This window comes from Nonomuraea sp. NPDC052129 (assembly GCF_040680095.1).
GTDB lineage: Bacteria > Actinomycetota > Actinomycetes > Streptosporangiales > Streptosporangiaceae > Nonomuraea.
In genome coordinates, this window is sequence record NZ_JBFAVX010000004.1 from 64,049 (window position 1) to 90,771 (window position 26,723).

22 protein-coding genes are annotated in these 26,723 nt (G+C 70.5%); 9 read left to right on the forward strand and 13 right to left on the reverse strand.

Annotated elements, in window-relative coordinates; translation table 11 throughout:
- Nucleotides 1-26: 26 nt before the first annotated feature.
- Nucleotides 27-395: a DUF3499 domain-containing protein gene (locus AB0L53_RS11600; RefSeq protein ID WP_214633499.1), complete on the reverse strand. Its 369-nt coding sequence runs from the start codon at nucleotides 393-395 to the stop codon at nucleotides 27-29.
- Between the two features lie 183 nt (nucleotides 396-578).
- On the opposite strand from AB0L53_RS11600, the gene AB0L53_RS11605 reads away from it, so the two are divergent.
- The 3 genes from AB0L53_RS11605 to AB0L53_RS11615 all read left to right on the forward strand — a co-directional run bounded on the left by AB0L53_RS11605 (nucleotide 579) and on the right by AB0L53_RS11615 (nucleotide 2,448).
- Complete coding sequence (locus AB0L53_RS11605; protein WP_358550812.1) at nucleotides 579-971, forward strand: metallopeptidase family protein; 393 nt, start codon at nucleotides 579-581, stop codon at nucleotides 969-971.
- Between the two features lie 110 nt (nucleotides 972-1,081).
- A complete protein-coding gene (locus AB0L53_RS11610; protein ID WP_363992864.1) occupies nucleotides 1,082-1,228 on the forward strand; it encodes a hypothetical protein in 147 nt (48 codons plus the stop codon).
- On the forward strand, nucleotides 1,228-2,448 hold the full coding sequence (locus AB0L53_RS11615) for a methyltransferase domain-containing protein (protein ID WP_363992865.1): 1,221 nt from the start codon (nucleotides 1,228-1,230) through the stop codon (nucleotides 2,446-2,448). The genes AB0L53_RS11610 and AB0L53_RS11615 overlap by 1 nt, the downstream gene beginning before the upstream one ends.
- 86 nt (nucleotides 2,449-2,534) lie before the next feature.
- Here the strand turns inward: AB0L53_RS11615 and AB0L53_RS11620 are convergent, their stop codons facing one another.
- Nucleotides 2,535-2,795, reverse strand: coding sequence for a WhiB family transcriptional regulator (locus tag AB0L53_RS11620; protein ID WP_214633495.1), 261 nt, complete (start codon nucleotides 2,793-2,795; stop codon nucleotides 2,535-2,537).
- A 322-nt stretch (nucleotides 2,796-3,117) separates the two neighbouring features.
- A complete protein-coding gene (locus AB0L53_RS11625; protein WP_363992866.1) occupies nucleotides 3,118-5,277 on the reverse strand; it encodes a hypothetical protein in 2,160 nt (719 codons plus the stop codon).
- 193 nt (nucleotides 5,278-5,470) lie between these two features.
- On the opposite strand from AB0L53_RS11625, the gene cofD reads away from it, so the two are divergent.
- The 3 genes from cofD to AB0L53_RS11640 all read left to right on the forward strand — a co-directional run bounded on the left by cofD (nucleotide 5,471) and on the right by AB0L53_RS11640 (nucleotide 8,617).
- Nucleotides 5,471-6,409 (forward strand): 2-phospho-L-lactate transferase, encoded by a 939-nt coding sequence (cofD, locus tag AB0L53_RS11630; protein ID WP_363992867.1) that lies wholly within the window; start codon nucleotides 5,471-5,473, stop codon nucleotides 6,407-6,409.
- A complete protein-coding gene (locus AB0L53_RS11635) occupies nucleotides 6,406-7,806 on the forward strand; it encodes a coenzyme F420-0:L-glutamate ligase (RefSeq protein WP_363992868.1) in 1,401 nt (466 codons plus the stop codon). The genes cofD and AB0L53_RS11635 overlap by 4 nt, the downstream gene beginning before the upstream one ends.
- A gap of 79 nt (nucleotides 7,807-7,885) precedes the next feature.
- The gene (locus AB0L53_RS11640; RefSeq protein WP_363992869.1) at nucleotides 7,886-8,617 is read left to right on the forward strand and encodes a lytic polysaccharide monooxygenase; all 732 of its coding nucleotides are present in this window, start codon (nucleotides 7,886-7,888) and stop codon (nucleotides 8,615-8,617) included.
- A 55-nt stretch (nucleotides 8,618-8,672) separates the two neighbouring features.
- On the opposite strand, the gene AB0L53_RS11645 is transcribed toward AB0L53_RS11640, so the two are convergent.
- From AB0L53_RS11645 to AB0L53_RS11675, 7 genes are all read right to left on the reverse strand, one after another.
- The gene (locus AB0L53_RS11645; RefSeq protein WP_363992870.1) at nucleotides 8,673-10,418 is read right to left on the reverse strand and encodes a substrate-binding domain-containing protein; all 1,746 of its coding nucleotides are present in this window, start codon (nucleotides 10,416-10,418) and stop codon (nucleotides 8,673-8,675) included.
- Nucleotides 10,419-10,498: 80 nt separating this feature from the next.
- Nucleotides 10,499-13,129: a bifunctional FO biosynthesis protein CofGH gene (locus tag AB0L53_RS11650; RefSeq protein ID WP_363992871.1), complete on the reverse strand. Its 2,631-nt coding sequence runs from the start codon at nucleotides 13,127-13,129 to the stop codon at nucleotides 10,499-10,501.
- Nucleotides 13,130-13,178: 49 nt separating this feature from the next.
- On the reverse strand, nucleotides 13,179-14,045 hold the full coding sequence (locus tag AB0L53_RS11655) for a DNA-3-methyladenine glycosylase 2 family protein (protein WP_363992872.1): 867 nt from the start codon (nucleotides 14,043-14,045) through the stop codon (nucleotides 13,179-13,181).
- A 197-nt stretch (nucleotides 14,046-14,242) separates the two neighbouring features.
- Nucleotides 14,243-15,334 (reverse strand): NDP-sugar synthase, encoded by a 1,092-nt coding sequence (locus tag AB0L53_RS11660; protein WP_363993199.1) that lies wholly within the window; start codon nucleotides 15,332-15,334, stop codon nucleotides 14,243-14,245.
- Between the two features lie 20 nt (nucleotides 15,335-15,354).
- On the reverse strand, nucleotides 15,355-16,473 hold the full coding sequence (locus AB0L53_RS11665; RefSeq protein WP_363992873.1) for a glycosyltransferase family 1 protein: 1,119 nt from the start codon (nucleotides 16,471-16,473) through the stop codon (nucleotides 15,355-15,357).
- 94 nt (nucleotides 16,474-16,567) lie between these two features.
- Nucleotides 16,568-17,467, reverse strand: coding sequence for a lysylphosphatidylglycerol synthase transmembrane domain-containing protein (locus tag AB0L53_RS11670; protein WP_363992874.1), 900 nt, complete (start codon nucleotides 17,465-17,467; stop codon nucleotides 16,568-16,570).
- Nucleotides 17,464-18,291, reverse strand: a complete 828-nt coding sequence (locus tag AB0L53_RS11675) for a class I SAM-dependent methyltransferase (protein WP_363992875.1) — start codon at nucleotides 18,289-18,291, stop codon at nucleotides 17,464-17,466. The genes AB0L53_RS11670 and AB0L53_RS11675 overlap by 4 nt, the downstream gene beginning before the upstream one ends.
- A 92-nt stretch (nucleotides 18,292-18,383) precedes the next feature.
- Here AB0L53_RS11675 and AB0L53_RS11680 point away from each other — a divergent pair, with 92 nt between their 5' ends.
- Complete coding sequence (locus tag AB0L53_RS11680) at nucleotides 18,384-19,343, forward strand: lysylphosphatidylglycerol synthase transmembrane domain-containing protein (protein ID WP_363992876.1); 960 nt, start codon at nucleotides 18,384-18,386, stop codon at nucleotides 19,341-19,343.
- Here AB0L53_RS11680 and AB0L53_RS11685 read toward each other — a convergent pair.
- From AB0L53_RS11685 to AB0L53_RS11695, 3 genes are read right to left on the reverse strand one after another with little or no spacing between them, the layout of a single operon-like run.
- Nucleotides 19,244-20,305: a glycosyltransferase family 4 protein gene (locus AB0L53_RS11685; protein WP_363992877.1), complete on the reverse strand. Its 1,062-nt coding sequence runs from the start codon at nucleotides 20,303-20,305 to the stop codon at nucleotides 19,244-19,246. The two genes, AB0L53_RS11680 and AB0L53_RS11685, sit on opposite strands and share 100 nt — an antisense overlap.
- Nucleotide 20,306: 1 nt before the next feature.
- Complete coding sequence (locus tag AB0L53_RS11690; RefSeq protein WP_363992878.1) at nucleotides 20,307-21,236, reverse strand: glycosyltransferase family 2 protein; 930 nt, start codon at nucleotides 21,234-21,236, stop codon at nucleotides 20,307-20,309.
- A gap of 48 nt (nucleotides 21,237-21,284) precedes the next feature.
- Nucleotides 21,285-23,321: a glycosyltransferase family 39 protein gene (locus AB0L53_RS11695; RefSeq protein ID WP_363992879.1), complete on the reverse strand. Its 2,037-nt coding sequence runs from the start codon at nucleotides 23,319-23,321 to the stop codon at nucleotides 21,285-21,287.
- Between the two features lie 154 nt (nucleotides 23,322-23,475).
- On the opposite strand from AB0L53_RS11695, the gene AB0L53_RS11700 reads away from it, so the two are divergent.
- Nucleotides 23,476-24,906 carry a hypothetical protein gene (locus tag AB0L53_RS11700; RefSeq protein ID WP_363992880.1) on the forward strand — a complete coding sequence of 477 codons (1,431 nt, stop codon included), beginning with the start codon at nucleotides 23,476-23,478 and terminating at the stop codon, nucleotides 24,904-24,906.
- A gap of 170 nt (nucleotides 24,907-25,076) precedes the next feature.
- Nucleotides 25,077-26,708 carry an LCP family protein gene (locus AB0L53_RS11705; protein WP_363992881.1) on the forward strand — a complete coding sequence of 544 codons (1,632 nt, stop codon included), beginning with the start codon at nucleotides 25,077-25,079 and terminating at the stop codon, nucleotides 26,706-26,708.
- Nucleotides 26,709-26,723 lie beyond the last annotated feature (15 nt).

Genomic DNA, 26,723 nt, shown 5'->3' on the forward strand with positions numbered 1-26,723 from the left:
CTAGGTCGTCACGTGTACGACCGAGCCTACCGGTCGCGATGTTGCTGGGCGGACCGAAGAACGCGCAGGTGCCCCCTCCGCCCGACCTCGACCCCTTGGCCGACCGGCTCGCCGCCACCGGACGGCGCGGGCCTGGCGGCCTCCCTGACGGCGTTGGCCAGCGCCTCGAGGTCGTCGGAGCTGGGCGATGTGCCGTCCGTGGGCAGCCGCACCACTTCCCAGCCGCGGGGAGCGGTCAGCCGCTCGGCGTGTTCGGCGCACAGGTCGTAACAGTGTGGCTCGGCGTACGTCGCCAGAGGGCCGAGAACAGCGGTCGAGTCGGCGTATACGTACGTGAGCGTGAAGACTGCAGGCTGGCTGCAGGCGGTGCGGGAACAGCGGCGGACGGGGCTCACGGAGGGACCGTATCTGGTAAGAGTGCGAGGCGCCACTATCTGGGCGCTCTTAACGAGCGTGTCGCCACAATTCGGACACCTGTCGCAGCCTTTCTCCCCAACTGCCCCGAAGCCGCCTCCCCGTACACTTGCCGTGTGAACCAACGGCGTGGCCCCAGACGGCGTGACCGGCACGGTCGCGGCATGCGCGGCCCCCTCGCGCCCTCCCACGTGCCGATCGCCAGGTCACGCAGCGAACGGTTCGACGACCTCGTGCTCGACGCCGTCGACCGGCTCCGGCCGCAGTGGGGCAAGCAGTTGGCGGCGGTGGAGTTCGCGGTAGAGGAAGTGCCGCCGCTGAGCGAGCTCGGCGACGGGCCCCGGCTCGGCTCCGAACCGATCCCGTTCGGCCGCGCAGACGTCGCGCGCGGCCAGGACCCGGCCGCCGTCGTCGTCTACCGGCGGCCGCTGGAGGCCCGCGCCCGCGACCGCGACACGCTGGGGGCGCTGGTGCACGACACCGTGGTCGAGCAGGTGGCCACCCTCCTCGGCCTGTCACCCGAGACCGTCGACCCGGGCTACGACGACCGCCGCTGACCGCCTGGACCAGCGCGACGGTCGAAGGTTTGGCAACCCTTGCCTAGTTGCGGAGAGTAGCCATACGATTACCGTGCGTGTTCATCCGATCCATGCGAAGGAGAGCATCTGTGGGCAGGCACGAGAAGCCCGACAGCCCGAAGGCCGAGGCCCTCGATCCGAAATCCGCCGCAAGCCGAGAAGCCAGCTCCAACAAGGACCAGAACAAGACCTCCAACGGCTCGCACAGCGCCGACTCCAAGGACGGAAAGAAGTAGTGAACGACACGGCGCAGGGGGTTGAACGCCTGATCGAGCACCTCGACGAGTTCGACGACATCGGGCCACGCGTCAAAGGGGCGATCCGCGCGGTGCCCCGCCATCTGTTCATCCCTTCGGTCGCGCTCCCCGTGCCGACCACCCCCGACAGCGCGTACATCATCGACCGCGACGCCGACCCGGTCGCCTGGTGGGACGCGGTCTACTCGCCCCACTCCATCGTCACCCAGCTCGACGACGGGGCCACCGACATCAGGGCCAAGGTGGGCGGCTACTCCTCCTCGGCCTCGGCGCCGAGCACCGTCGCCGACCTGCTCCAGATCCTGGACACCGCGCCAGGCCGCCGGGTGCTGGAGATCGGCACGGGCACCGGCTGGACCGCTGCCCTGCTGTCCTATCTCGTCGGCGAGGAGAACGTGACCTCGATCGACGTCGACCCCGTGGTGGCGGAGCAGGCCGCCAAGAACCTGAGCGCGGCCGGCGTGCACCCGCACCTGATCGTCGGCGACGGCGCGGCCGGCTGCCCGGAGCGGGCGCCGTTCGATCGGGTTCATGTCACCTGCGGCATCCGCACCGTGCCGTACACATGGGTGGAGCAGTGCCGTCCTGGCGGGGAGATCGTGCTGCCCTACTGTCCCGGGTTCGGCGACAACCACGCCCTGCGGCTCGTCGTCGCCCCGGACGGCACCGCGTACGGCCGCTTCCTCGGCTTCGCCTCGTACATGATGATGCGCTCCCAGCGTCCCGTCGCGGACCGCCCGGCCCGTGGCCCAGAGGACAAACACCGCTTCACCACGCGCGTGGACCCCCGCACGATCGCCTACGCTCCGTCCGGAGCGGACCTCGCCATCTCGTCGCTGACGGGCCTGACCTCGAGCGGCAGTGCGGAACCGGACGAAGACGGAGAGCTGTACCGGATATGGGTGTCCGACCCCGACGAGGCGTACTCCTGGGCGACCGTGGCGTGGCGACCCAACACAGAGGAGTACGAGGTCTACCAGGTAGGCCGGCGGCCTCTGTGGGATGAGGTCACCGATGCCTACTTCCGCTGGGTGAGCTGGGGCAAGCCCGACCGCGACCGGTTCGGTATGACCGTCACTCCCGATGGCCAGCAGATCTGGCTGGACGCCACGCCCATCGGGGAAGCCCGACGGATGACGTGGCCGTCGGCTTCGGGAGCGGGGTCCAGGTTCGGGCGGGTGCCAGCGGCTGTTCGGTGAGCAGCAACCCGCCCACCACGCATGCGAGAAGGGGTCACACGGCAGCCCGTGCGACCCCTTCTCCTATATCCATATCCCTTATATCGCTAAACGGCCTCTCGCTTGATCCTTCTGCGCTCCCGCTCGGACAGCCCACCCCAGATGCCGAACCGCTCATCGTGTTCGAGTGCGTACTCAAGGCACTCCGCACGTACTTCGCACGATCGGCAGACCTTCTTGGCCTCTCGGGTGGAGCCGCCTTTCTCCGGGAAGAACGCCTCCGGATCCGTCTGAGCGCACAGCGCACGCTCCTGCCAGCCGAGTTCTTCAGCGTCAAGCTCATCCTGTGCGATGACCAGATCGGTCACTGCACACCTCCCTGCCGCCCGCCCGCAATGGAGCCCCCCATGGAACGCCTTCCTTACTACCCACCCACAGGAAGGCGTAACAACATGGTTGTAATTACACGCGTGTGCCGTACGTGGAGTCAAGCGGCATGCCGGTATCCGGGGAAAGACCAGATCTCGCCCCGGTGTGCATGGCATGTGATGTTCGCACCCCGGCCTTGTCCTTGTTTCCATGGCGTTGGCCTGGGGTGTTGCAACGTCTGGCAGTCGTCCGAACCGTACCAGGGCGGGAGAGACTCCCGTCCGTGGCCCACCTTCTCTCTAGCCGTGCTTTAACGGTCTCTTACCTGCGTGGCTCGTTGGGGCTGTATATGGCCGTGGGGTCGATCGGGTCGTCTCCCTGCCGGGGCGCGTCGCCGCCCAGCGCGTCACCACGGAACATCGACTGGTCCAGCCGGACAGTGGACTCCGCCGGGTGGTCGCCCCATCCGGCCGCCTGGGGCTGCGACTGGTGGTGCGGCTGGTAGGGCTGCGGCTCGTACTGGGTCGGCTGGGGCTCGTACGGGGCCTGGGGCGGCTCGTAAGGAACCTGATGGGCAGGGGCCTGGTGGGCGGGAGGCTGCGTCGGGTAGCCCGGCTGCTGTTGCTGCGGGTGCCCGAAGGGGTCGTCGTACGGCCTGGCCTGCTGCTGGCTCGCGTAGTCGGGAACGCGCAGGTCGGAGGCGGCGCCGGACGCCGAGTGCTGGTACGTCTCGGCCTGCTGGTAGGCGTCCAGGAGCTGCTGGGAACGCGGGTCCACCGGCGGATCGGGCTCCTGGTAGGCGGCTGGGGTGGCGTACTCATGGCCCGAGAAGCCGGTGAAAGGCTGGCCCTGCGGCTGGTTCTGGGGCTGGCCCTGCGGCTGGTTCTGGGGCTGGCCCTGCGGCTGGTTCTGGGGCTGGCTCTGCGGCTGGTCGAAGGCGTTGTGCCCGAAAGGCTGCTGGCCGAACAGGGGCTGCGGCGGGGCCTGGTTCTGCGCCGGGGGTTGGGCCGGGTCGGCGGGCGCCCACGGGTTCGGCTGGCTGTCGATCGTCTGGTAGGCGTTCGCCTGGCTGTCCGTGGGGGCGTAGGCGTTGGGCTTGCTGTCCGCGGGGGCGTACGCGTTGGGCTGACTGTCCGCGGGGACGTACGAAGCCGCCTGGCTGTCCGGCGTGCTGAACGGGATCAGCTGGTTGTCCGGCGTGTTGTACGGGATCGCCTGGCTATCCGGGGTGTTGTAGCTGATCGCCTGGTTGGCCGGTGTGTTGTACGGCTGGGAGAAGGCGCTCGGCTGGCTGTCCGCCGGGACGTAGGGGGCGGGCTGGTACTCGGGCTTCGGCTGGTGGCCGCCGTCGGGCGTCGGAAAGCTCGGGTTCGTCTGACCGAAGCCGCCCTGGGGCTGAGGCGTGGGGAAGCTGGGATCCGTCTGACCGAAGCCGGGCTGGGACTGGGGCTGGGGGAAGCCCTGGTCTGGCTGGTCGCGGTCGGTCGTGGCGGGGAATGCGACGGTGACCGGCTGGGGGGTCGAGGCCGGCTCCGGAGCGTAGGGGGGCTGCTCGGGCTGGCCGCCGTAACTGGGCGGCTGCTGGCCATAAGCGGGCTGCTCGGGCGCGCCACCGTAGCTCGGCGGCTGCTGACCATAAGCGGGCTGCTCAGGCTGGCCACCATGGCTCGGTGGCTGCTGGCCGTAGCCCGGCTGCTCCGCCGGACCTCCGAAGCCGTCCGGCTGGCCCCCGAAGCTGGACGGCTGCTGGGCATAACCGGCCTGACCGGCCTGCTCCGCCGCCGGACCGCCGTAACCGGGCGGCTGCTGGGCGTAGGCGGGCTGCTCAGGCGCGCCACCGTAACTCGGCGGCTGCTGACCAAAAGCAGGTTGCTCAGGCTGGCCGCCAGGGCCCGGAGGCTGCTGGGCGTAGCCGGGCTGCTCGGGCTGGCCGCCGAAGCTGGGGGGTTGCTGGCCGTACGGCTGCTGCTGGCTGGGGGGCTGACCGTAAGGGGCGTTGGGGAACTGCTGGCCGTACCCCTGCTGGGGCTGGACGGCGGGGCGGTCGGGCAGGACCTGGGGGAGCAAGTAGACCAGCGCGATGGCCGTCAGCGCGAGCACCGGCACGCCCCTGATCACGAACTCCGCAGTCAACCGCGCACCACTGCCCGCGAAGAGCCCGAGGATCAGCGTGATCGCGCCGAACAGAGTGGCGATGGCGAGCATGGCCGCCGCGCCGAACGCGACCGGCTTGGCCTGGGACGACGGTGTGCCGACCTTGGTGAGCAGCACCACCGAGCCGAGGAGCAGCGCCGTGGTGACGGGGCTGGTGAAGTTCGCGAAGTTGCTGAAGGCACGGTCCGCGAAGGAGAGGTCGGCGACCACGGAGCCCGAAGAGCTGACCAGGACCTTGCCGATGGCCACGAGGATGTTCAGTCCGCCGCCGGCGAGCATGAGCCAGGCGGCCGGCTCCCTCAGCCGGGCGACGTCAAGTTTGCTCACAAGTACCCCCATCGGACCCTTTGGCCCGAAGGGAGTTTGCCACATCGCTGACTTTGGCGGCGGATGTCCGAGCAACCTCTTACGTGCTAGACGTCCACATAAAGCATGGTTTGCTGGGTTTTTCGGAGACCGAAGCGTTGTAAAGCCGCCTCCCGAGACAGGTGTGTCGGTGGCCGGTGCGAGACTGGTCCGCATGCACATCGTGTCCCTCGCCGGCGGCATCGGCGGCGCCCGCTTCCTGCGTGGCCTGCGGGCGACGGCCCCCGACGCCCAGATCACCGTCATCGGCAACACGGGCGACGACATCACCCTGTTCGGCCTGCGCGTCTGCCCTGACCTCGACACTGTCATGTACACCCTGGGCGGCGGCATCGACGAGGAGCAGGGCTGGGGCCGCGCCAAGGAGTCCCATGCGGTCAAGGAGGAGCTGGCGGCCTACGGGGTCGAGCCGCAGTGGTTCGGGCTGGGCGACCGCGACTTCGCCACACACATCGTCCGGTCGCAGATGCTGGAGGCCGGCTACCCGCTCTCCCAGATCACCGAGGCGCTGTGCGCGCGCTGGCAGCCGGGCGTGCGCCTGCTGCCGATGAGCGACGACCGCTGCGAGACGCACGTCGTCGTCTCCGACGAGCGCGGGCGGCGGGCGATCCACTTCCAGGAGTGGTGGGTACGGCTGCGCGCCGCCATCCCCGCCGAGTCGATCGCGCTGGTCGGGGTCGAGACCGCCAAACCGGCGCCGGGCGTGCTGGAGGCCATCGCGGAAGCTGACGTGGTGATCCTGCCGCCGTCCAACCCGGTGGTGAGCATCGGCACGATCCTTCAGGTGCCGGGCATCCGCGACGCGCTGCTGGCCAAGACCGTGGTGGGCGTCTCCCCCATCATCGGCGGAGCGCCGGTGCGCGGCATGGCCGACGCCTGCCTGACCGCGATCGGCGTCGAGACCAGCGCCCAGGCGGTGCTGGACCTCTACGGCGCGGAGCTGATCGACGGCTGGCTGGTCGCCGAGGAGGACTCCGGCGTCGCCCTCGATGGGGTCAGGGTGGAGTCACGACCGCTGATCATGCACGACGCCGACGCGGCGGCCGACATCGCCCGCGCCACCCTCGACCTGGCCATGGAGCTCGCCCGATGACCCCCACAAGCCCGACCGAGCCCACGAGTCCGGCCGAGCCCGCCATCCCGACCGAGGCCACCGTCCCGACCGAGCCCACAGCCTCGGCCGAGCCCACCGACGTAGCGAGGCCGGCCGGCGGTCCGGCCGGTCGTGTCGAGGTGTTCGGGGTCCCGGGCATCGGTGAGGTGCGGCCCGGTGACGACATCGCGGCCCTGCTCGGCGGGGCCGACCTGCGCGACGGCGACATCCTCGTCATCACCTCCAAGATCGTGAGCAAGGCCGAGGGCCGGGTCCGCCAGGCCCCCGACCGTCAGGCCGCCATCGCCGAAGAGACCGAGCGCGTGGTGGCCAGGCGTGGCGACACCGTCATCTCGCAGACCCGCCACGGCTTCGTCATGGCCGCCGCCGGGGTCGACGCCTCCAACACCGCCCCCGGCACGGTCCTGCTGCTCCCCGAGGACTCCGACGCCTCCGCCCAGCGCATCCGCGCGGCCCTGGCGACCCGCGCGCGGGTGGGCGTGATCGTCTCCGACACCTTCGGCCGCCCGTGGCGCCACGGGCTGACCGACGTCGCGATCGGCGCCGCCGGCGTGACCCCGCTCGAAGACCTGCGTGGCGGCGCCGACACCCACGGCAACCCGCTCAACGCCACCGTGACCGCCCTGATCGACGAGATCGCCGCCGCCGCCGAGCTGGTCAAGGGCAAGCTCGCGGGCGTGCCCGTGGCCGTCGTACGCGGCCTGTCCCACCTGGTGACCGAGGAGGACGGGCCGGGCGTCCGGGCGCTGGTCCGGCCGGCCGACGAGGACATGTTCCGCTTTGGCTCGCGTGATGTGGTGTTCGCCCGCCGGACGATCAGGGAGTTCTCCGCCGAGCCCGTGGACTCCGATGCCGTACGCCGGGCGGTGGCGGCGGGCATCGCCGCGCCGGCGCCGCACCACACGACCCCGTGGCGGTTCGTGCTCGTCGAGTCGGCGCAGACGAAGGTGAAGCTGCTCGATGCCATGCGTGACGCCTGGATCGCCGATCTGCGGGCCGACGGGTTCACCGAGGAGTCGATCACCAAGCGGGTCAGGCGCGGCGACGTGCTGCGCAACGCCCCCTACCTGGTCGTGCCGTGCCTGGTGATGGAGGGCTCCCACACCTATCGTGACGAGCGGCGCAACGCCTCCGAGCGCGAGATGTTCATCGTGGCGACGGGCGCGGGCGTGGAGAACTTCCTCATCCAACTGGCCGTCGAGGGACTCGGCTCGGCGTGGGTGTCGTCCACGATGTTCTGCCGCCCGGTGGTGCGCGAGGTGCTCGACCTGCCGGAGTCGTGGGACCCGATGGGCTGCGTCGCAGTGGGCCACGCGGCGGCCCCGCCCCGGGACCGCCCGCCCCGCGATCCGCAGGACTTCATCCTGGCTCGCTGACAGCCAGTCAAAGAGGCATTTACCGTTAATAAGGTTTCCTTTACATTCGGAGCATCCCCCCATGTGAAGGAGCCGCTCCATGAGAAGGATGCTCACCTTCATCACCGTGGTGGTGATCTCGATCGCCACCACGGTCTACGTCGCCGAGCCGGCCCTGGCGCACGGCTACATCAACTCCCCGCCCAGCCGTCAGGCGTTCTGCGCGCAGGGACAGGTGCCCAACTGCGGCGACATCATCTACGAGCCGCAGAGCGTGGAAGGGCCGAAGGGGCTGCGTAACTGCCACGGCAACAACGCCCGCTTCGCCCAGCTCAGCGACGAGTCCAAGCCCTGGCCGGTCACCTCGGTCGGCAACTCGGTGACCTTCAGGTGGACACTCACCGCCAGGCACTCCACCAGCACCTGGGAGTACTTCATCGGCAACACCCGGGTCGCCTCGTTCAACGACGGAGGCGCCCAGCCACCGGCGACGGTCACCCACACCGTGAACTTCGCCGGCTACAGCGGCCGGCAGAAGATCCTGGCGATCTGGAACATCGCCGACACGTCCAACGCCTTCTACTCCTGCGTCGACCTGAGGTTCGGCGGCGGCGGCGGGAACCCGACCCCCACGCCCACGCCGACCCCCACCCCGACGCCCACGCCGACCCCGACGGTGACCTCGCCGGGTGGCACCTGGGCGCCGAATGTCGCGTACGCGGTGGGCGCGATGGTCACGTACGCCGGGCTGTCGTACAAGTGCATCCAGGCGCACACCTCACTCCCCGGATGGGAGCCGCCAAACGTACCGGCGCTATGGCAGCGCGTCTAGCGCACGGAGTTCACGAGCGAGCGTGGGGGTGCCGGGGTTTCCCGGCACCCCCTCATTACGTGGTCGGCTTGCAGGTGGGGTGGCACAGGCGGCGGGCGAGCGCGGCGAGGAAGACATCGATGATCTCGTCCGGCTGCTGGGCGATGTGCAGGGAGCCGTTCGTGACGGACGTGATGTCGGACAGGCTCGCCCGGTCCGCGTTGCCGAAGGCGATGATGACGATCTGGATGGGCTTGTTCGGGTCCCACTCCTCACGCAGCTTGCTGATCAGCTGCGGCAGCTTGATGCCGCGGCCGTCGTCCTTGCCCGCGGTGATCACCAGGAGCGTGTTGTTCATCTCCTCGCGATACTTGCCCGCGACCTCGTGGAAGCCGCCGAGTATCGCGTCGTAGAGCGAGCTGTCACGGTCGGGATGCGCGGTGATCGTGGTGGTGAGCTGGTCGAGTACGCTCCTGCGGACCAGCTGGCCGCTCTCGGGGCGGTTGATCGGCCCCAGACTGACGCGCTGCTGGTAGCCCTTGGCCTGGCCGAGCCCGACGGCGAACTCCCACAGCCCCATGTACGTGGTGTCGGGGAAGAGCCGCAGCCCGATCTTGGCCGCGGCCAGCGAGACGCCCAGCCGGGTGGTGTCCTTCAGCTTCTCGGCCATGTGCTTGGAGGTGTCGGCGAGCACCAGGATGTTCGTCGGTGGCGCCAGCCTGCTCCACGCCTGCAGTGCCTCGTCGATGTCCTCGGGCGACACCGAGGGCCGGGTCTTCGGGGCGCCCGTCGGGATCTCCGGCCCCGGCGAGATCGGGCCCTGCGCGCCGTCGCCCGAGTGGAAGCCGGCCCGCCGTACCAGATCCTGGGCCTCGGCGCCGCGTAGCCAGTCGGCGAAGAGCGTCGAGGCTTCGGCGACCGTGGGGTCGGTGGCGGTGACGACGTACGGGTAGTCCAGATTGATCGTGCCCTCACGCGGGCGCAGCGCGACGACCGGGTCGGCCGACGGCTGCTGGTTGTGCGTCCACACCGACTGCTCGGGCACGATGACCACCGGCCGCTGCCAGAACGTGTGGTCGTCCACGGCGGCCAGCATCGAGCGGTAGTCGGGCGCCGAGCCCGCCTGCGCCCAGCGGACGAACGCGGTCAGCGCCTTGTCGGCCTCGGGCCCGTTGCCCACGACGTCCCTGGCGGCGGCGACCGTGGCGATCCCCGCGCCGACCAGCGACGGGTCGGGGACGCGCACGATGTCGGGCTCGTTGGCGTTGGGCGTGAGCCGGCCCCGCACCGTGGAGGGGAAGACCATCCGCCAGTTCATCTCGGTCTTGCCGACGGAGAAGCGCTGCGCCAGCGACGACCGCGTGGCGAACACCAGCGGCGACGTCGCCACCACGCTCTCCCCCGTCGGCAGCGCGCTCGCGCCCTGCTTGCGGGCTAACCGGATCCAGGCGGAGGAGTCGGCGATCCAGCCGTCGGGCCGCTCGCGCAGCACGCCGGCCCGGTCGCCGATCAGCGTGCGCAGCACGGTGGCCGGGGGCTGCTCGGTGACCTGGACGAGTACGCACCGGCCGCCGATCGAGTTCTTGGCGTCGTTGAACTTTCCGGCCGCCTCCATGGCCGCCGGAGCGACGTCCACCGCGGCGGCCACGCTGACCAGAACAGGCTCTCGTGTCGTGCACAGCGCGCCGGCTCCGCCGAAGAGCACGACCATGGTGGCGGTGACGATGGCCAGCGCCCCCGCCCCCGCCAGCAGGCCGCGTTGCAGTGCCTTCCTGCGGCGCTGTTCGGCGGGCAGCGCCGCCCGGTGTCGACCCAGCCGCACGGTGCACCTCTCTTCAGGGGACTGCCGATTCTTCCAGCGCCGCCCACGACTGGCGCAAGACTCGGTAGAACTTGTTATAACTACGCCATCGGGAGTACCCGCCTGACGCTCTGGCAGACACCGTCGCTCGCCGCCGACGCGGCCAGCCGCTCGCCGTCGGGCCGGCCGTACTCCGTCGTACGCTGCCGCACCGGCCGCCCGGTGACCTCGACCATCGCGCGCAGCTCGCTGATCGTCTTGTACGAGCCGTTCTCCGACCCGGCCATCCGGCTGATGGTCTCCTCCATCAGCGTGCCGCCGAGGTCGTTCACCCCACCCTGGAGGACCTGGTGGCACAGGTCGTCCTGGAGCTTGACCCAGGAGCACTGGATATTGGAGATCGCGCCGTGCAGCAGGATCCTGGCCAGCGCGTGCACGGCCCGGTTCTCCTGCGCGGTCGGACCCGGCCGGGCGACGCCCGCCAGGTAGATCGGCGAGCTGGTGTGCACGAACGGCAGCAGCACGAACTCCGAGAACCCGCCGCTCTCCTCCTGCAGCCGCCTGATCAGCTTGATGTGCCTGACCCAGTGCACGTGGGTGTCCACGTGGCCGTACATCATCGTGGACGTCGTCGGGATGCCCACCCGGTGCGCGGTGGTGATGACGTCGATCCACTCCTTGGTGGGCAGCTTGCCCTTGGTGAGCACCCAGCGGACGTCGTCGTCGAGGATCTCCGCCGCCGTGCCCGGCAGCGAGTCGACGCCGGCCTCCTTCGCCGCGTGCAGCCAGTCCTCGATGGACAGGTTCGTCCGGCTGGCGCCGTTGATGACCTCCATCGGAGAGAAGGCGTGCACGTGCATGCCCGGCGTCCTGGCCTTGACCGCCTTGGCGAGGTCGAAGTAGGCGGTGCCCGGCAGGTCGGGGTGGATGCCGCCCTGCATGCACACCTCGGTCGCCCCGGCCCGCCACGCCTCCTCCGCCCGGTCGGCCACCTGGTCCAGGCTGAGCGTGTAGGCGTCGGCATCGGTCCTGCGCTGGGCGAACGCGCAGAAGCGGCAGCCGGTGTAGCAGACGTTGGTGAAGTTGATGTTCCTGTTGACGACGTACGTCACCTCGTCGCCGACCGCCTGCGCGCGCAGATCGTCGGCGATGCGGGCCAGCTCGTCGAGCGCCCCGCCCTCGGCCGACAGCAACGCCACGGCCTCGGCCTCACTCAACCCGGCGGGATCCGCCTCCGCCCGCCGCAACGCCGCCCGCACCTCCGACGGCGTATGCCCCCCGGTCTGAACCGCCCCAGCTCCCGCTCCCGGCGCCGGTGCGGCGAGGAGGTGGTCGGCGGAGGGCGGCGCAATGCGTGCGGCGGGGTCCAGGCGCTCACGCAGGGCCTCCCAGTCCCCGTAGACGTTGTCGAAGTCGTCGCGCCGGTCGTTGGTCCGGCCCGTCGTGTCCACCTCGACGTGCAGATCCACCCGTCCAGAAGCCGCGAACCCCCCATCCGGCTCCTGCCACGGCCGCCCCTGGAGCACCGCGTCCTCCCGAGCCAGCCCTGTGACCGGATCCGCCAGCGCCGCCACGTGCGCGAACAGTCGAGGGTCCAGCCACGGCTCCCCCGCCAGCACATACTCCGGATAGATCGTCAGCCGCTCCCGCAGCCGGAACCCTGCCTCCCCGGTCCGCGCCGCCAGGTCGTCGATCTGCGGCCACGGCCGCTCGGGGTTGACATGGTCGGGCGTCAGCGGCGACACCCCGCCCCAGTCGTCGATCCCGGCCCGGATCATCAGCTCGTACTCGGCGTCGACCAGGTTCGGCGGCGCCTGCAGCCGTACCCGGGGCCCCAGGACGAGCCGGGCCACCGCGATCGTGGCGGCCAGCTCCTGCAGGTCGGCGTCCGGCAGGCCGCGCATGGCGGTGTCGGGCTTGGCGCGGAAGTTCTGGACGATGACCTCCTGGACACCGCCGTACTCGCGCGCCACCCGCCGGATCGCGAAGATCGACTCGGCCCGGTCCTCGATGGTCTCGCCGATGCCGATCAGGATCCCGGTGGTGAACGGTACGTTCGAGCGGCCCGCGTCCTCCAGCACGCGCAGCCGTACCGCCGGATCCTTGTCGGGAGACCCGTAGTGGGCCGCCCCCTTCTCCTCGAACAGCCGCCGCGAGGTCGTCTCCAGCATCATGCCCATCGACGGCGCGACCGGCTTGAGCCGCTGCAGGTCGCGCCAGCTCAGCACGCCGGGGTTCAGGTGCGGCAGCAGCCCGGTCTCCTCCAGCACCCTGATCGCCATCGCCCGCACGTACGACAGCGTGTCGTCGTAGCCGTGCGCGTCGAGCCACTCGCGGGCCTGGTGCCAGCGGTCCTCGGGCCGGTCCCCCAGCGTGAACAGCGCCTCCTTGCATCCCATCGCCGCCCCCTGAGCGGCGATCTCCAGCACCTCGTCAGGGCTCAGGAACGGCGCGGGCAGCTTGTTCGGCGCCGTCGCGAACGTGCAGTAACCACAACGGTCCCGGCAGAGCCTGGTCAACGGGATGAACACTTTCCTGCTGTACGTGATGACGCCCTCCCTCCCGACCGCCGCCAATCCGGCATCCCGGATCCGGGAGGCGTGTTCGAGCAGCGTGTCAAGGTGCTCATCGCGGGCGTGGAGCAGCACGGCCGCCTCGGTGACGTCGAGGGTCTTGCCGTCGCGGGCTCGGGCGAGAGCACGGCGGAGTGCGGAATCACTTACGAGACTCATACCGGCACACTACGACGGGCTGAGTTCACGACCCGCACCTAGGGGAGGGTCAAAAGGAGCGGTAGTCGCGCACCGACATTCTCGGTCCGCGCGCCGGCGGGCGCAGCCCGGTGAGGTAGATCAGGACCGTCGCCCGATGCCGGTGGCCCATGTAGGGCTCCAGCAGCCGCATCATGCCAGGATCGTCGGTCTTCTCGCCGGTCAGCGCGTAGCCCACCAGCGTGGCCAGGTGGAAGTCGCCCACGCTCACGGCGTCGGGATCACCGAAGGCCCGCTGACGCACCTCCGCCGACGTCCACACCCCGACGCCCGGCAGGGCCCGCAGCAACCGGTCGAGCTCCTCGCTGGTGGCGGCGGCCTCCAGCTTGGCGGCGTGCCAGGCCGCCGTGGCGATCGTCCTGGCCCGCACGGCCTCGGCCCCGGCCCGATGCCAGTGCCAGGACGGCACCTCTCGCCACACGCTCGTCTCGGGTACGACCCGCATCCCCTCGGGCGCGGGTCCCGGCGCGGGCTCCCCATAGCGGTTCAGCAACCAACGCCAGGCCCGCCACGCCTCACGCCCAACGACCTTCTGCTCGAGTACGGCAGGCACCAGGGCCTCCATGACCCGGCCGGTCCTGCCGATGCGCAGCCCCGCGTGCTTCCTGGCCACGTCCTCCAGCACGGCGTGCCGCACGCTGAACCCCGAGGCGTCGTCATCGGCCCCGAGCAGAGCGGGCAGCGCCTCAAGCAACCACCCGGCGCCCGGCCCCCACGCCTGGCCGCACACGCTCCCCGCCCGGATACTCACCCGCAGTGTGCCGGGTCCATCGGGGGTACGGGAGGTGCGCCACACGGCACCGTCGTGCGTGGTGCGCCAGGTGGGATCGCCCGTGCCGCGCCGATGCGGCCCCAGCACAAGGCCCAGGTCCAGCACACGCCCAGGCTCCCACCACCGCTCCATCACCCCTACAGTCTGCCGTCCCCGTACGCCTCCGGGCGCCGGTGGCCCTTGTCAGGGGCGCGCGTATCGGCGGCCGGCCGCGTGCGGGTTCAGCGGGCGTATTCCTGGAGGCCCCCAGCCCTGTACGGCGGGTGGCGGGTGCCCACCGCTTGCCGTACAAGAAAAATGGTTCAGACGTCGCTGGAGTAGCGGACGGCGCGCTCAGGAAGCTCGATACCCGGCCAGATGCGCACCCCCGCCTGGAGTTCGTTGCCCGGGCCCACCACCGCGCCGTCGCCGATCACCGCGTCGCACACCACCGCGCCCGCACACACCCGCGCCCCCCGGCCCACCACCGAGTCCGTCACGGACGCGCCCGCGTGGATCACGCAGTCGTCGCTCAACACGCTGCCCAGCACCGAGGCGCCCGCCTCGACCACGGCGCGCGCCCCCACCGTGGAGCCGCCCTGCACCTTGGCCTCCGGCGAGACCACGGCCCCGTCGAGCGCCAGGTATTCGCCGGTCGGGCCGGGCAGCGCGGGCGAGGCCAGCCGGCCGAGCACCAGGTCGCGCGAGCCGCGGACGAACGCGGCGGGCGTGCCGACGTCGAGCCAGTAGGTGCGGTCGGCGTAGCCCAGCACGAGCTGCCCCGACTCGATGAGCCCCGGGAAGGTCTGCCGCTCGACCGACACGACCTCGCCCCTGGGGATCTGGTCGATGACCGAGCGGGTGAACACGTAGCAGCCCGCGTTGATGCGGTTGGTCACCGGGTTGGGCGTCTTTTCCAGAAAGTCCGTTACTCGCCCGTCGTCGTCGGTGGGCACGCAGCCGAACCGGGTCGGGTCGTCGACCTCCGTCAAATGGAGCGTTACAGCAGCGGAACGCTCCACATGGGTGCGGATCTGGTCGCCGATGTCGTGACCGGACAGGATGTCGCCATTGAGGATGAGCACGGGATCGTCGGGACCCGAGGTCAGCGCCTCGGCGGCGTTGCGGATCGCGCCGCCGGTGCCGAGCGGCGTCTCCTCCGTCATGTATTCGAGCGAGAGCCCGAACGCCGCCCCATCACCGAAGACGGGCTCGAACATCGAGGCTTTGTAGGAGGTGGCGAAGACGATCCGGCGCACCCCGAATGATCGGGCACGGGCCAGCTGATGTGCCAGGAACGGCACTCCGGCGGTGGGAAGCAGCGGCTTGGGCGTGCCCACTGTCAGCGGACGCAGGCGCGTGCCCTGCCCTCCGACCAGGAGGATCGCCTCGAGGTCTGGCAAAGAGCTCTCCATCACTCGGTGAGGTTATCTGACTATTCGATCGCGCGCTGGTAGGAGCTGAGATGCGCCTCCACGGACGCCTCCCAGGTGAACTCGCGGGCTCTGGCCAGACCGGCCTCGCGCAGCTGCAGCCGCCGCTCGGTGGAGGCGAGCAGCTGGCCGAGCTCTCTGGCGATGCTGTCGGCGTCGGGCTCGGTGTAGGCGACCGCGTCGCCGCCCACCTCGGGCAGCGAGGTGCGGTGGGTGGTGAGCACCGGCGCGCCGCAGGCCATCGCCTCCAGCACGGGCAGCCCGAACCCCTCGCCGCGCGACGGGAACGCCACCACGACCGCCCCGCCGAGGAACCCCGGCAGGTCCGGGATGCTCAGGTAGCCCGGCCGCACGACCTTGACGGTGGCCTCGACCTCCCGGCAGGCCTCGTCGACGTCGTCCTCGTGGACTCCGCCGCCGAGCACCAGCGCGGGCGGGTGGTCCAGGCTCTTGACGGCCATGGCGAAGCCGCGGATCAGGTTGGGCACGTTCTTGCGCGGGTCGAGCGCGCCGAGGAAGGCCACGTACGGCTGGCCGTGCAGGCCGCACCTGGTGACCGCGCGGAGCATCTCGGCGTCGCTCGGCGGGTGGAAGACCCGCTGGTCCACGCCGTGGTAGGCGACGTCGATGCGGGTCGGATCGGCGGCGAGCACGCGGATCAGCTCGTCCCTGGTCGCCTTGGACGGCACGATGACGCGGGTGGCGTGACGTACGGAGGTGCGGGTGGCGGACCTGAAGAACGACGCCCGGACCGCGCTGTGCTGGTCGGGCTCGGTGAACCAGGTGACGTCGTGCACGGTCACCACAGTGGGCAGGCCCGCGCGGATCGGCATCGAGTAGTAGGGGGCGTGGATGACCTGCGCCCCCGCCTGGCGGGCGAGCAGCGGCACTCCGGTCTGCTCCCAGGCGAGCCTGGCGGCCCGGTTGGTGATGGCGACGGGGCCCGGCATGATCCGGGCCGAGGGCGCGAGCCGCCCATAACGGTCGGCGTCGGCGCGCTGGCAGACCACCGCGAGGTCGGCACCCGCCCGGTCGAGCCCGGCGACGAGCCCGTCCACGTATCTGATCAACGCCCCACGGTCAGCGGGGACCGCCGCGGCGTCGACGAGCACTCGAGGCATTACGAAGATCTTCTCCCCTCAAGATCAACGTGGGACCTTTCGCCCCCCTCTACGCTTCAGCTTATGACCAGTGGGCCCCAAATCGTGGTCCAAATCACACTGAGTCGCGCCGAGCTGCGATTCCCGCCATACCCGCGCAGATCAGGTCCCCGATGACGATGACGATCCGCGATGAAAGAGCCACGGCGATGGCCGGTCCCGAGGGCATCACGGGGGACAGCACGCCCACCATGACCACTTCCCGCACACCGGCACCGGCGGGCACGACGAACGACATGATGCCCAGCGACCACGACAGGGCGAAGGCGCCGATGGCGAAGAGCAGGCCGCCCTGCGGCACGATGAAGTAGAGGTGCACGCCGTAGGAGATCCAGCCGGCCAGGGCCCAGCCGAGCGCGGTGAGCATGCCGCGCCGGGTCAGCCGGCGTTCGAGGGGCTCGCGCTTGAGCTTGCGCAGCCCGAACCCGATCAGCCCGTTGATCACCTTGGGCTCCAGCAGCACCAGCAGCACGGGGACGAGGAGCAGCAGCCAGCCGAACCGGTCCCAGCCGAGCGTGACCAGGGTGACGAGCAGGCCGGTGGCCAGCTGGATCGGCATCATCAGGAAGAACACCGCCGCGCTGCGCGGGCGGGGCACGCCGAGGTCGCGCCCCATCTCCATCTGGGCCAGGACGGGCCAAACCGCGCCAGGGATGTACTTGCCGAGCTGGCCGACGAAGAACACCTTGGCGGCGGGGCGCAGGGGCAGCGGCGAGCCGAGGTCGGCCAGCAGGGTGCGCCAGGTCAGCATGGCGCACAGCAGCGCGGCCACAACCCCGACCAGGGAGACGGCGAGCAGCGGCCAGCTCAGCCGGGCGAACCCGGCGATCACGGCGTCCCACTGCGACGCCACAGCCCACCCGCCGAACCCGAGGGCGACCAGCAGGAACCCGAACCGCACGGCCTTCCGCACCACGGACGCCTTGCCGGATGTGCCGGGTTTGATGGTGCTCACAGCGGGCGGACCCGCTCGGGCGGCTGCGGGAGGGCGGCGCCCGCCGGGGGCCGGGGCGTCTTCGTCGCCACCCACAGGTAGGTGGGCACGATCGGCAGGAGCAGGCGCAGCACCGCGCGCGGAGTGCGCGCCAGCACGGTTTGCACCATGCGGCCCAGCGCGCCAGGGAACAGCTCGGACCCGGCGAACCGCGTCGGCGTGGCCAGCACCGGGAAGGTGTAGTCCCACACGTGGAAGGCCCGCAGCATCCGGCGCAGCCCGCGCCGGGTGCGGTAGCGCTCGTAGTAGTGGTCGGCGCGACCGAAGGCGCGCACGTAGCGGTCGGCGAGCGCGGGCGGCAGGTAGGACAGGAACGGCAGCTTGTAGTGCGGCTCCATGACGCCGAGCCGGTTGCCCAGCCCCAGGTAGAGCACGCCGTCGTCGGACAGCACCCGGTGCATCTCGGCGACCACGGCGTCGGGGTCGACCACGTGCTCGTAGATGTGGTTGAACACCAGCACGTCCAGCGAGCCGTCGGGGAACGGCAGCGCGGTGCCGTCGCCGCAGACGAACGCCACCCGCTCACCGAACCGGTCGGCCGCCTTGCGCAGCCCGGGCACGTCGATGTCGATGCCCAGCGTGTGCTCGGCCCCGGCGCCGGCCAGCTCGTCGGCGATGAACCCGGCCGAGCAGCCGACGTCGCCGACGGTCAGCCCGCCGAGCGGGCCGTGGAAGTGCTCCACCACCGCGATGATCTTCGCGGCCTTACGCCGGCGTTTCTCCTCGTCAAGCATCGCCGACTGGAACTCGGAGTACTCCAGCTGCGCGACCCGTTCCTTACCCACGCCGCCCAACAGTACCCGCGTACGAGAGGCGCCGAACGATCGAAGACCCGATCGTCTGGCTATACGTGACCGCCCCCGGTTAGCCTTGGCCAATGCTCCGCCGCCTGCTGCGCGTCGTCCTGGCGCTGGTCGCGCTCGGTTTCCTCGGCTACGGACTGGCCAGGAACTGGGGTGAGACCACCGCGGCCGTGACCGCGCTGTCGCCGTGGGCGGTGCTCGGGGCGTTCGCGGCGGTGCTGGCCGGTCAGTTCTGCATGCTGCTCGCCTGGCGCGCGGTGCTGGCCGGGCTCGGGTCGCCGCTGCCGTTGCCGGTAGCCGGGCGGATCATGTTCGTGGGCCAGCTCGGCAAGTACATCCCCGGGTCGGTCTGGGCGTACGCGGCGATGATGGAGCTCGGCCGTGACCACGGCAGCCCGCCGCGCCGGACGTTCGCCTGCATCTCGCTGTCCCTGGTGATCAACCTGGGGGTCGCGCTGTCGATCGCCGCCGCGACGCTGGCGACGCAGCAGGCCGTGCGCCAGGCGTGGTACCTGCTGCTGCTGGTCCCCGTGATCATCGTGTGCCTGCATCCCAAGGTGCTCACCTGGGGTCTCAACCTGGCCCTGCGCCTGGCGCGCAAGGAGCCGCTCGAAAGCGTGCTGCCCGGCCGTACCGTGCTGGTCGCGGTGGGCTGGACCGCCCTGGGCTGGTTCGTGTACGGCCTGCACACCTGGCTGCTGTCCGGCAGGTGGGACCTCTACGTGGTGGCCACCGGGGCCTACGCGTTCGCCTGGGCCACCGGGCTGCTGACGTTCGTCGTGCCCGCCGGGGTCGGGGTGCGCGAGGGCGCCATGATCCTCGTGCTCTCGCCGCTGATCGGCAACGGCCCGGCCTTCGCGGTGGCGGTGGTGTCGCGGCTGGCGTTCACCCTGGGCGACGCCGTCGCCGCGGGCATCGCCTTCCTGCTGGGCCGTCAGGCGTCGAGGAGCACCGCGGAGTACGACGACCAGAACGGCTCCGGGTCGACCGCCTTGACGCCCGACCGCAACCGCTCGGGCTCGCCCGGGGCGTAGAACCGCTTGATCGCCCCGTTGAGCGCCTCGACGTCGTCCGGCTCGACCAGCAGCCCGTCGACGCCGTCCGTCACGTGGTCGGCGAGCGCGCCGACGCGGGTGGCGATCACCGGCACGCCGTGCTCGTGCCCGAGCCAGACGTTCTGGCTGGCGGTCGCGTTGCGGTAGGGCAGGACGAGCGCATCCGCCGCGGCGAACAGCTTCGGCACGTCCTCGGCGGCCACGTAACCCGGCCGGAGCTCCACCCGGTCGGCGATGCCCAGCTCACCGATCAACGCCTGGGTCCCGTCGAGCCCGCCCCAGAACTCACCCGCCACGGTCAGCCCGACTCCCTCCGGCAGGGCCCGCAGCAGCAGGTCGAGCCCCTTGTACGGCCGGACGATGCCGAAGAACAGCAGCCGCCCGTGCACCTCGGCGGAGCGCTCCCCGGTCGTGGACGGCAGATGCGGCGGCAGCCCGGCCACGCTCACCGGCTTGCCGGTCAGAGACGCGGCCAGCTCCGCCTGCTGGTCGGAGTGGGTGAGCACGGCGTCGACCCGGTTGAGCAGCGCCTTCATCAGCGGCCGGTCGTAGGGCTTGCGCTCATGCGGCAGCACGTTGTGGCACAGGGCGACGGTCCTGGCCTTGCCGCCCAGGCCGTACAGGATGCCGAGGTAGGCCGGGACCTGCACCGGGCTCAGGACGGCCAGGATCACCAGGTCGGCCGAGCGCAGCCGGCGCCCGCAGGCCACCCAGCCGCCGGGGTTGCGCCAGTCGAGCCGGCGCAGCGTCTTGGGGAAAGGAGTGCCCTCGGGCGCCGTTATCGTCTGCTGCCCCGGATAGAGGAAGGCCGGATATTGCGCCCGCCACGACTCGATCACCACGTCGTGACCGAGTGCCGTCAGCCGGTGCGCCAGCTCGGTGGTGTGCTGCGCCCCGCCCCCTTTGTAGGGATAGGTGGGGCCGACGATGGCGATGCGCACGCTATTCGCCCCGCGAGCGCACGATCAGGTCGGCCAGCAGTGCCACGGACCCGATGAGCAGGCCCGACAGGAAGATCATGACGGTGTTGGCGGGAAAGTAGAACGGGTGCTGGATCATGTCCCAGATCCCCTTGACGAACCCGATCGCCACCAGCCACAACGCGGGCGGCATGAGCACCTTGAGCGGGTTGAAGTACATGATCATCCGCAGCACCTGCAGGATGTAGCGGTAGGCGTCGGAGACGAAGCTGAACTTCGACGTGCCCGCCCGCTTGGCGTAGCCGATCGGCATGTAGTAGACGTCGTGCTGGTTCGACAGGAACGACAGCGTGATCGTCGTGACGCAGGAGAACCCGGGCGGCAGCAGCCGCAGATAGGGCTTGGCCACCGACTTGCGGAACGCGCGCAGCCCGGAGTTGAGGTCGGGGATCTTCTGCCCGGCGAGCTGCTCGGCCACCTTGCGGATGACCCACTTGGCCGGGACGCGCAGCAGCTTGTGCGACCCCTCCTCGCTGGTGCGGGCGCCGACGACCTGGTCGACCGTCGTGTCCTTCTCCAGGATCTGGACCAGCTCGGGGATGCGCTCGTTGGGGTAGGTCATGTCGGCGTCGGTCCAGACGACGATCTCGCCCCTGGCCTCCTGCGTGCCGATGCGGCGCACGGTGCCCGAACCGCCGTTGCGGTGGAAGGCGCGGATCCGCAGGTGCTCGAACCGGGGCGCGGCCTCCTGCAGCCTGGCCAGCGTCTCGTCGGTGGAGCAGTCGTCGACCGCCACCAGCTCGTAGGTGTAGCCGCTGGAGTCCATCGCCTTGGTGATGCGCTCGACCTCGTCGATGACGTGATCCTGCTCGTTGTAGCACGGCAGGACGATCGTGACGTATGGCGCTTCTTCCACGGCGTATCCACTCTGGGGGGTCTCAGACGTGCTCACGTGCGTCGAGGGTACTCTGCCCAGCAGGGAGAAAAGTCCACACACGGGTCAGGCAACGGCCATCCACACGCTGATCCCGAACCCCCAGGTGCCGTTCGGCGCGTCGATGAGCGAGCGCTCGTCCTGCCGCGACACCAGGGCCATGACCTGCGCATTCGGGCCGTACGGCGCGACCTGGACCGCTTCGGCGGCCAGCAGGACCGGGACGCGGCCGACGGCGCGGACGCGATCGATCAGGCGGCGCACGTCTTCTTCCTTTGCCGTATTCTTCCCTGCCTCCACCAGGACCTGGGCCGTCGGGCGGTCACACATGCCCCGGACGACCTGGGTGAACCGGTTGGCCGTCACCCGCTCGATGATCAGCACCGAGGCGTTCGGCGGGATCTTGGCGCACATCGCCTCGACGGCCGCCCGCTCGCCCCGCTCCACCGGGGTGAACGCGGTCCCGATCGAGGTGATGGCCGGCGGCACCAGGATGAGCGCGGCGCCCACGACGCCGATCCATCGGCCGTACCCGCGCATGGGCGCCCGCGTACGCACCCACTCCAGCCCCCACACCGCCAGCAGGATCATCCCGGGGATCACCACCGGGACCAGCCGGCGCGCGGCCCACGGATGGTCGGGGGTGATCTCCGGGCGCAGCAGCGTGGTCACCGTGGTCCAGCCGATGACGGCCAGCGGCAGCAGCCACTCGGCCGGGGAGCCGTTCCTGAGCAGCCGCCGCACCAGCACCGCCGCGGCGAGCGTGGCCAGGACGATCACGGGGATGCCGACGTACCAGCTCACCCAGTGCAGGGACAGCTCCGAGTAGAGCCGGGTGCCGTCGACGGGCAGTCCGTTGTTCTTCTGCGTCTGTCTGATGAACTCGGCGGTGAGCCGGTCTTCCCGTGTCGTGGCCACCCGCGTCACGGTCTGCAGCCATGGTCGCACCGCCAGCCCCGCCACGACCAGCACGACCAGCCCCGCCCCCACGTCCGGCAGCCTCCTGGGCAGCCGGATCCGGGCCAGCCGGGGCGCGGTGAGCGCGCCCGCCAGGGTGAGCAGGAGAACGGCGGCGCAGATGGCCAGCAGCGGATTGACCGACTTGGACAGATAGGACAGATACGGTCGCGCCAGCACGTACGCCGCCAGCAGCCCCAACCCCGCACCGGTCGCGAGCCCGGCCAGGAGCGGCAACCCGAGCGCCCCCTGGGGCCTGCCGAGGCGCCGCCAGGCGATCAGCGCCCCGGCGAACGCCAAAACCGGCAACACGTCACGCAGCCCATCGATCCTGACCAGCACGGCCAGCCCGAACACCAGCCCGCCCAGCGCCGCCGCCCAGCCCCGCGACCTGTCCTCCCGCGACAGGGCGTCGTGGACCAGCGCCAGGCCGCCGAACAGCAGCACCAGCGAAGGGATCTCGCTGAAGGTGGTCCGCGAGGTGTACAGGATCGGCAGGCTCACCGCGAAGGCCAGCGCCGCCACCGCCGCCCAGCGCCCGCCGACGAGCCGCCCCACCACCCCCGCCAGCGTGAGCACGGCCAGCGCCCCCAGCACGGCCGGTGTCAGCAGCATGGCGCCGAGCCCGCCGAGCCAGTCGCCCGCGGCGAACAGCAGCGGCGGCCCCGGCATGAACTGCGGCACCACCGCCCCGTCCGCGGGATAGAACCCGATGCTGTCGAACCGCAGCGCCGGATCGGGCCCGCCGAACGCCTCCACCTGCGGGATGATCGGCAGCGAGCCGTGCCGGGCCAGCCAGATGGCGTACTGCGCGTACGTGGCGGGGTCACGCCTGACGATCAGCTGCTCGGTGTGCGTGATCGCGTTGAACACACCCGACCCCACCGCGACGGCGACGACCGCGCCGACCTGCCGCCCGGTCGCCTCGACGACCTTCAGCGGCTCGCGAACGACGAACCGGCACAGCAGCGCGATGACCACCACGCCGAGCACCAGCGCGGGCACCGGCTGGTACCAGCCCGCCAGCAGCAGCGGAAGTGCGGCGAGCAGCCAGCCGGCCACGATCAGGGCAGGCAGGATCGAGACCACGGCGAGCACCCGGCCCGCCGACGGCCTGCGCGTCCGGTCCGGCCAGGCGATTCTCATCGGTGATCGCGAGCGTATCCAACGCGCGGGCGCCGTGACGCAGCCACGGGCCTTCGGCGCGTCAGGTGCGGCGGGTGCGCGCAGTGGGACCGCGCACCGCGCCCGGTGCGGGCGGTTACGCGAGATCGCCAGAAACGCGGGTAGCGTACGCGACGTGCCGGTGAAGCGGGAGCGGGAGAACGTACAGGTGGAGGAGGCGACGCCCGTCGGCGACCCCGCCCGGACGGCCTCGCTGGTGCGGCGGCACGGCTGGTTCCTGGCGGTCCTGACCCTGGGCACCGCGCTGCGGGTGATCACGATGCTGGGCTACCGCCCGGCCCTGTGGTTCCCCGACTCCTACACCTACGTCGTCACCGTCTTCCACCCACGCCCCGACCTGGTGCGTCCGGCCGGCTACTCGGCCTTCATGAAGGCGCTCGAACCGTTCCACTCGTTCGGCGCGGTCGCAGCCGCGCAGCACCTGCTCGGCCTGGCCACCGGCGTGCTGGTCTACTGGTGCGCGCGCCGGGCGCCCAGGTGGGCGGCGACGCTGGCCACGGTGCCGGTGCTGCTGGACGCCTACCAGATCGAGCTGGAGCACCTGCTCGTCTCCGACACGCTCTTCATGTTCCTGATCGTCGCCGCGGTCGCGCTCACCCTGGCCGACCGGTCCGTGGTGATCGCCGTCGGGCTGCTGCTGGCCGCCGCCACGCTCACCAGGACCGTCGGCCAGCCGCTGATCGTCGTCGTGGCGGCCTGGTTCCTGCTGCGCAGGCGGGTGGGGCTGGCCGGGGTGGTGGTCGTGGCCGCGCTGGCGCCGACCCTCGCGTACGGGGGCTGGTTCTACGCCACCTACCACCGCGTCGGCATCGTCGGGGCGAACGGCGTGTTCCTGTACGCCCGGACGATGTCGTTCGCCGACTGCGCCAAGATGGACCCTCCGCCGGACCTCAAGGTGCTCTGCGACCCCCGGCCGCCCGATCAGCGGCCGCCCTCGCAGGAGTACATCTGGGCCAAGGACTCCCCGCTCGTCGCGCTGCCCGACATCACCTTCACCCAGCAGACCGACGAGCTGGCGGCCAGGTTCGCCTCGCTGGCCATCCGAAAGCAACCGCTCGACTACGCGGCCTCCGTGCTGTCGGAGCTGGGCCGTTCGTTCGTCTGGGGCCGCCCGGTCTACCCCGACCACGAAATCTACGACTACTACGAGTTCCCCGCCGCCTCGCCGTCGCCGCCCGGCCGATGGGCCGCGCAACTGGGCGTCGACCTGGGCAAGCGCTACGAGCAGGGGCCGATCGGCACCGAGGTCGTCGAGCCGTACGCCGGCTGGATGCGCGCCTACCAGGACGTGGCCCGCCTGCCGGGCACCGTGCTGCTGGCCGTCCTGCTCGTCCCGCCCGCCCTGGCGATCAGGCGGCGGCGCTCCAGGTCTGTGAGAGGGATTTATGAGCCGCCCGCGTGGCTGCTGCCCTGGTCGACGTCGGTTCTTCTGCTGGTGATGCCCGCCGCGGTAGCCGAGTTCGACTACCGGTACGTCCTGCCCGCCGTACCCCTGGCCTGCCTGGCGGCGGCCCTGGCCACCCGCCCCGACCTGCGCAAACTCTAAGATTTTGTCGAGGATATTCCACGAAATGTCCAGCTCTGAGTATGCTTTTGCCCGGTAACATCACGCCCGAGTCACGGTCGATTCTCTTGGTCATGGCTGCGGGCACGCCGTCCGTGACCTAGTCTCGTGGCGCAGAACGACCGAGCCGACCGGACTGGGCGAGGGGGCGCATGAGTGACCATTGGAGCGTGTCCGTGGAGGACCGCAGGGTCGCCTCTACACAGCCCGGCAGCCGGATGTCGCGCCGGGCGGCGGCGTCGAACCCTCCTCCGCCGCCACCCGAGGATTTGCCGCCCCGCGGCCACCGCAACGGCGGTAACGGTGGTGGCAACAAGATGCGCGTGCTGGCCTGGATCAGCATCGCGACCACCTCGCTCATGGTCGCCGGCGCGCTGACCGGATACACGCTCTACCGCGACGCCTTCAGCAACATCAACCAGAAGCCCTTCAAGGACGACATCATCACCCCCCGGCCTCCGGACACCGGCGCGCTCAACGTGCTGCTGGTCGGCTCCGACACCCGTGCGGGCAAGGGCAACGCGAAATACGGCCAGCAGCTCGCCAGGACGGCCGACGCCGGCGGCAAGCGCACGGACACGATCATCCTGATGCACATCTCGCCCAACCGGGACCAGGCGCGGCTCATCAGCTTCCCGCGTGACTCGATGGTGCAGATCCCCAGGTGCAAGAACGACACCACGAAGCAGGAGATGCCGGCCCGCCGCGACATGATCAACTCGGCGTACAGCTCGGGCGGGGTCGCGTGCACGATGTCCACGCTGGAGACCCTCACCGGCATCCGCATCGACCACTACGTCGAGGTCGACTTCAGCGGCTTCAAGAACATCGTCGACGCGCTCGACGGCATCGAGATCTGCCTCCAGAACGGCGTCGACGACAAGAACTCCCACCTGAAGCTGCCCCCGGGCAAGAGCCTGCTGAACGGCGAGCAGGCGCTGGGCTACGTCCGGCTGCGTCACTACGGTGACGGCAGCGACATCCAGCGGATCAAGCGTCAGCAGATCTTCCTGAGCAAGGTCGTGCAGAAGGCCACCAGCAGCCAGCTCCTCACCGACATCGGCAAGCTCACGAGCTTCATCAAGGCCACGGCCAAGTCGGTGACGATGGACCCGGAGCTGGCCAACGACACCGCTCAGCTCATCGACATCGCCAAGAGCGCGCAGAAGATGACGGCGGGCGGGGTCAAGTTCACCACGATCCCGTGGCAGCCGGACCCCGAGGACAAGAACCGGGTGGTCTGGAAGCAGCCCGACGCCAACGACCTGTTCAACGCGATCAAGAGCGACGTCGAACTGCCCGAGGCCGCGGCGACGACCGCCGCCACCAAGCCCAAGATCAACGTCAAGCCGGAGCAGGTCCAGGTCCAGGTGCTCAACGGCACGACGACGCAGGGCAAGGCCCGCGAGGTCGCCGACCTGCTGAGCAAGGAGGGCTTCAAGGTCACGGGCGTGGGCAACTACCTGGCCGCCGACGGCAAGAGCCAGGCCAACACCCAGGTCCGCTACGCCAAGAAGGCGGCCGACGGCACCACGTACAGCGACGTGCTGATCAAGGCGATGCAGCCCAAGCCGGCCCCGACGGCGGGCAAACTCAAGCCGACCACCACCGACGTCTACACCGCTCCGGTGCCCGTGCCCTCGTCCACCCCGGCCACGGCGAACCCGCCCGTGATCCAGCTGATCATCGGCGAGGATTTCAAGTCGGTCAAGGTCACCAAACTCCCCGACAGCGTCACCAACAGCACGATCTCCGCGGACAAGCAGAAGAACGTCTGCACCTGACCTCCAAGTTCCCTG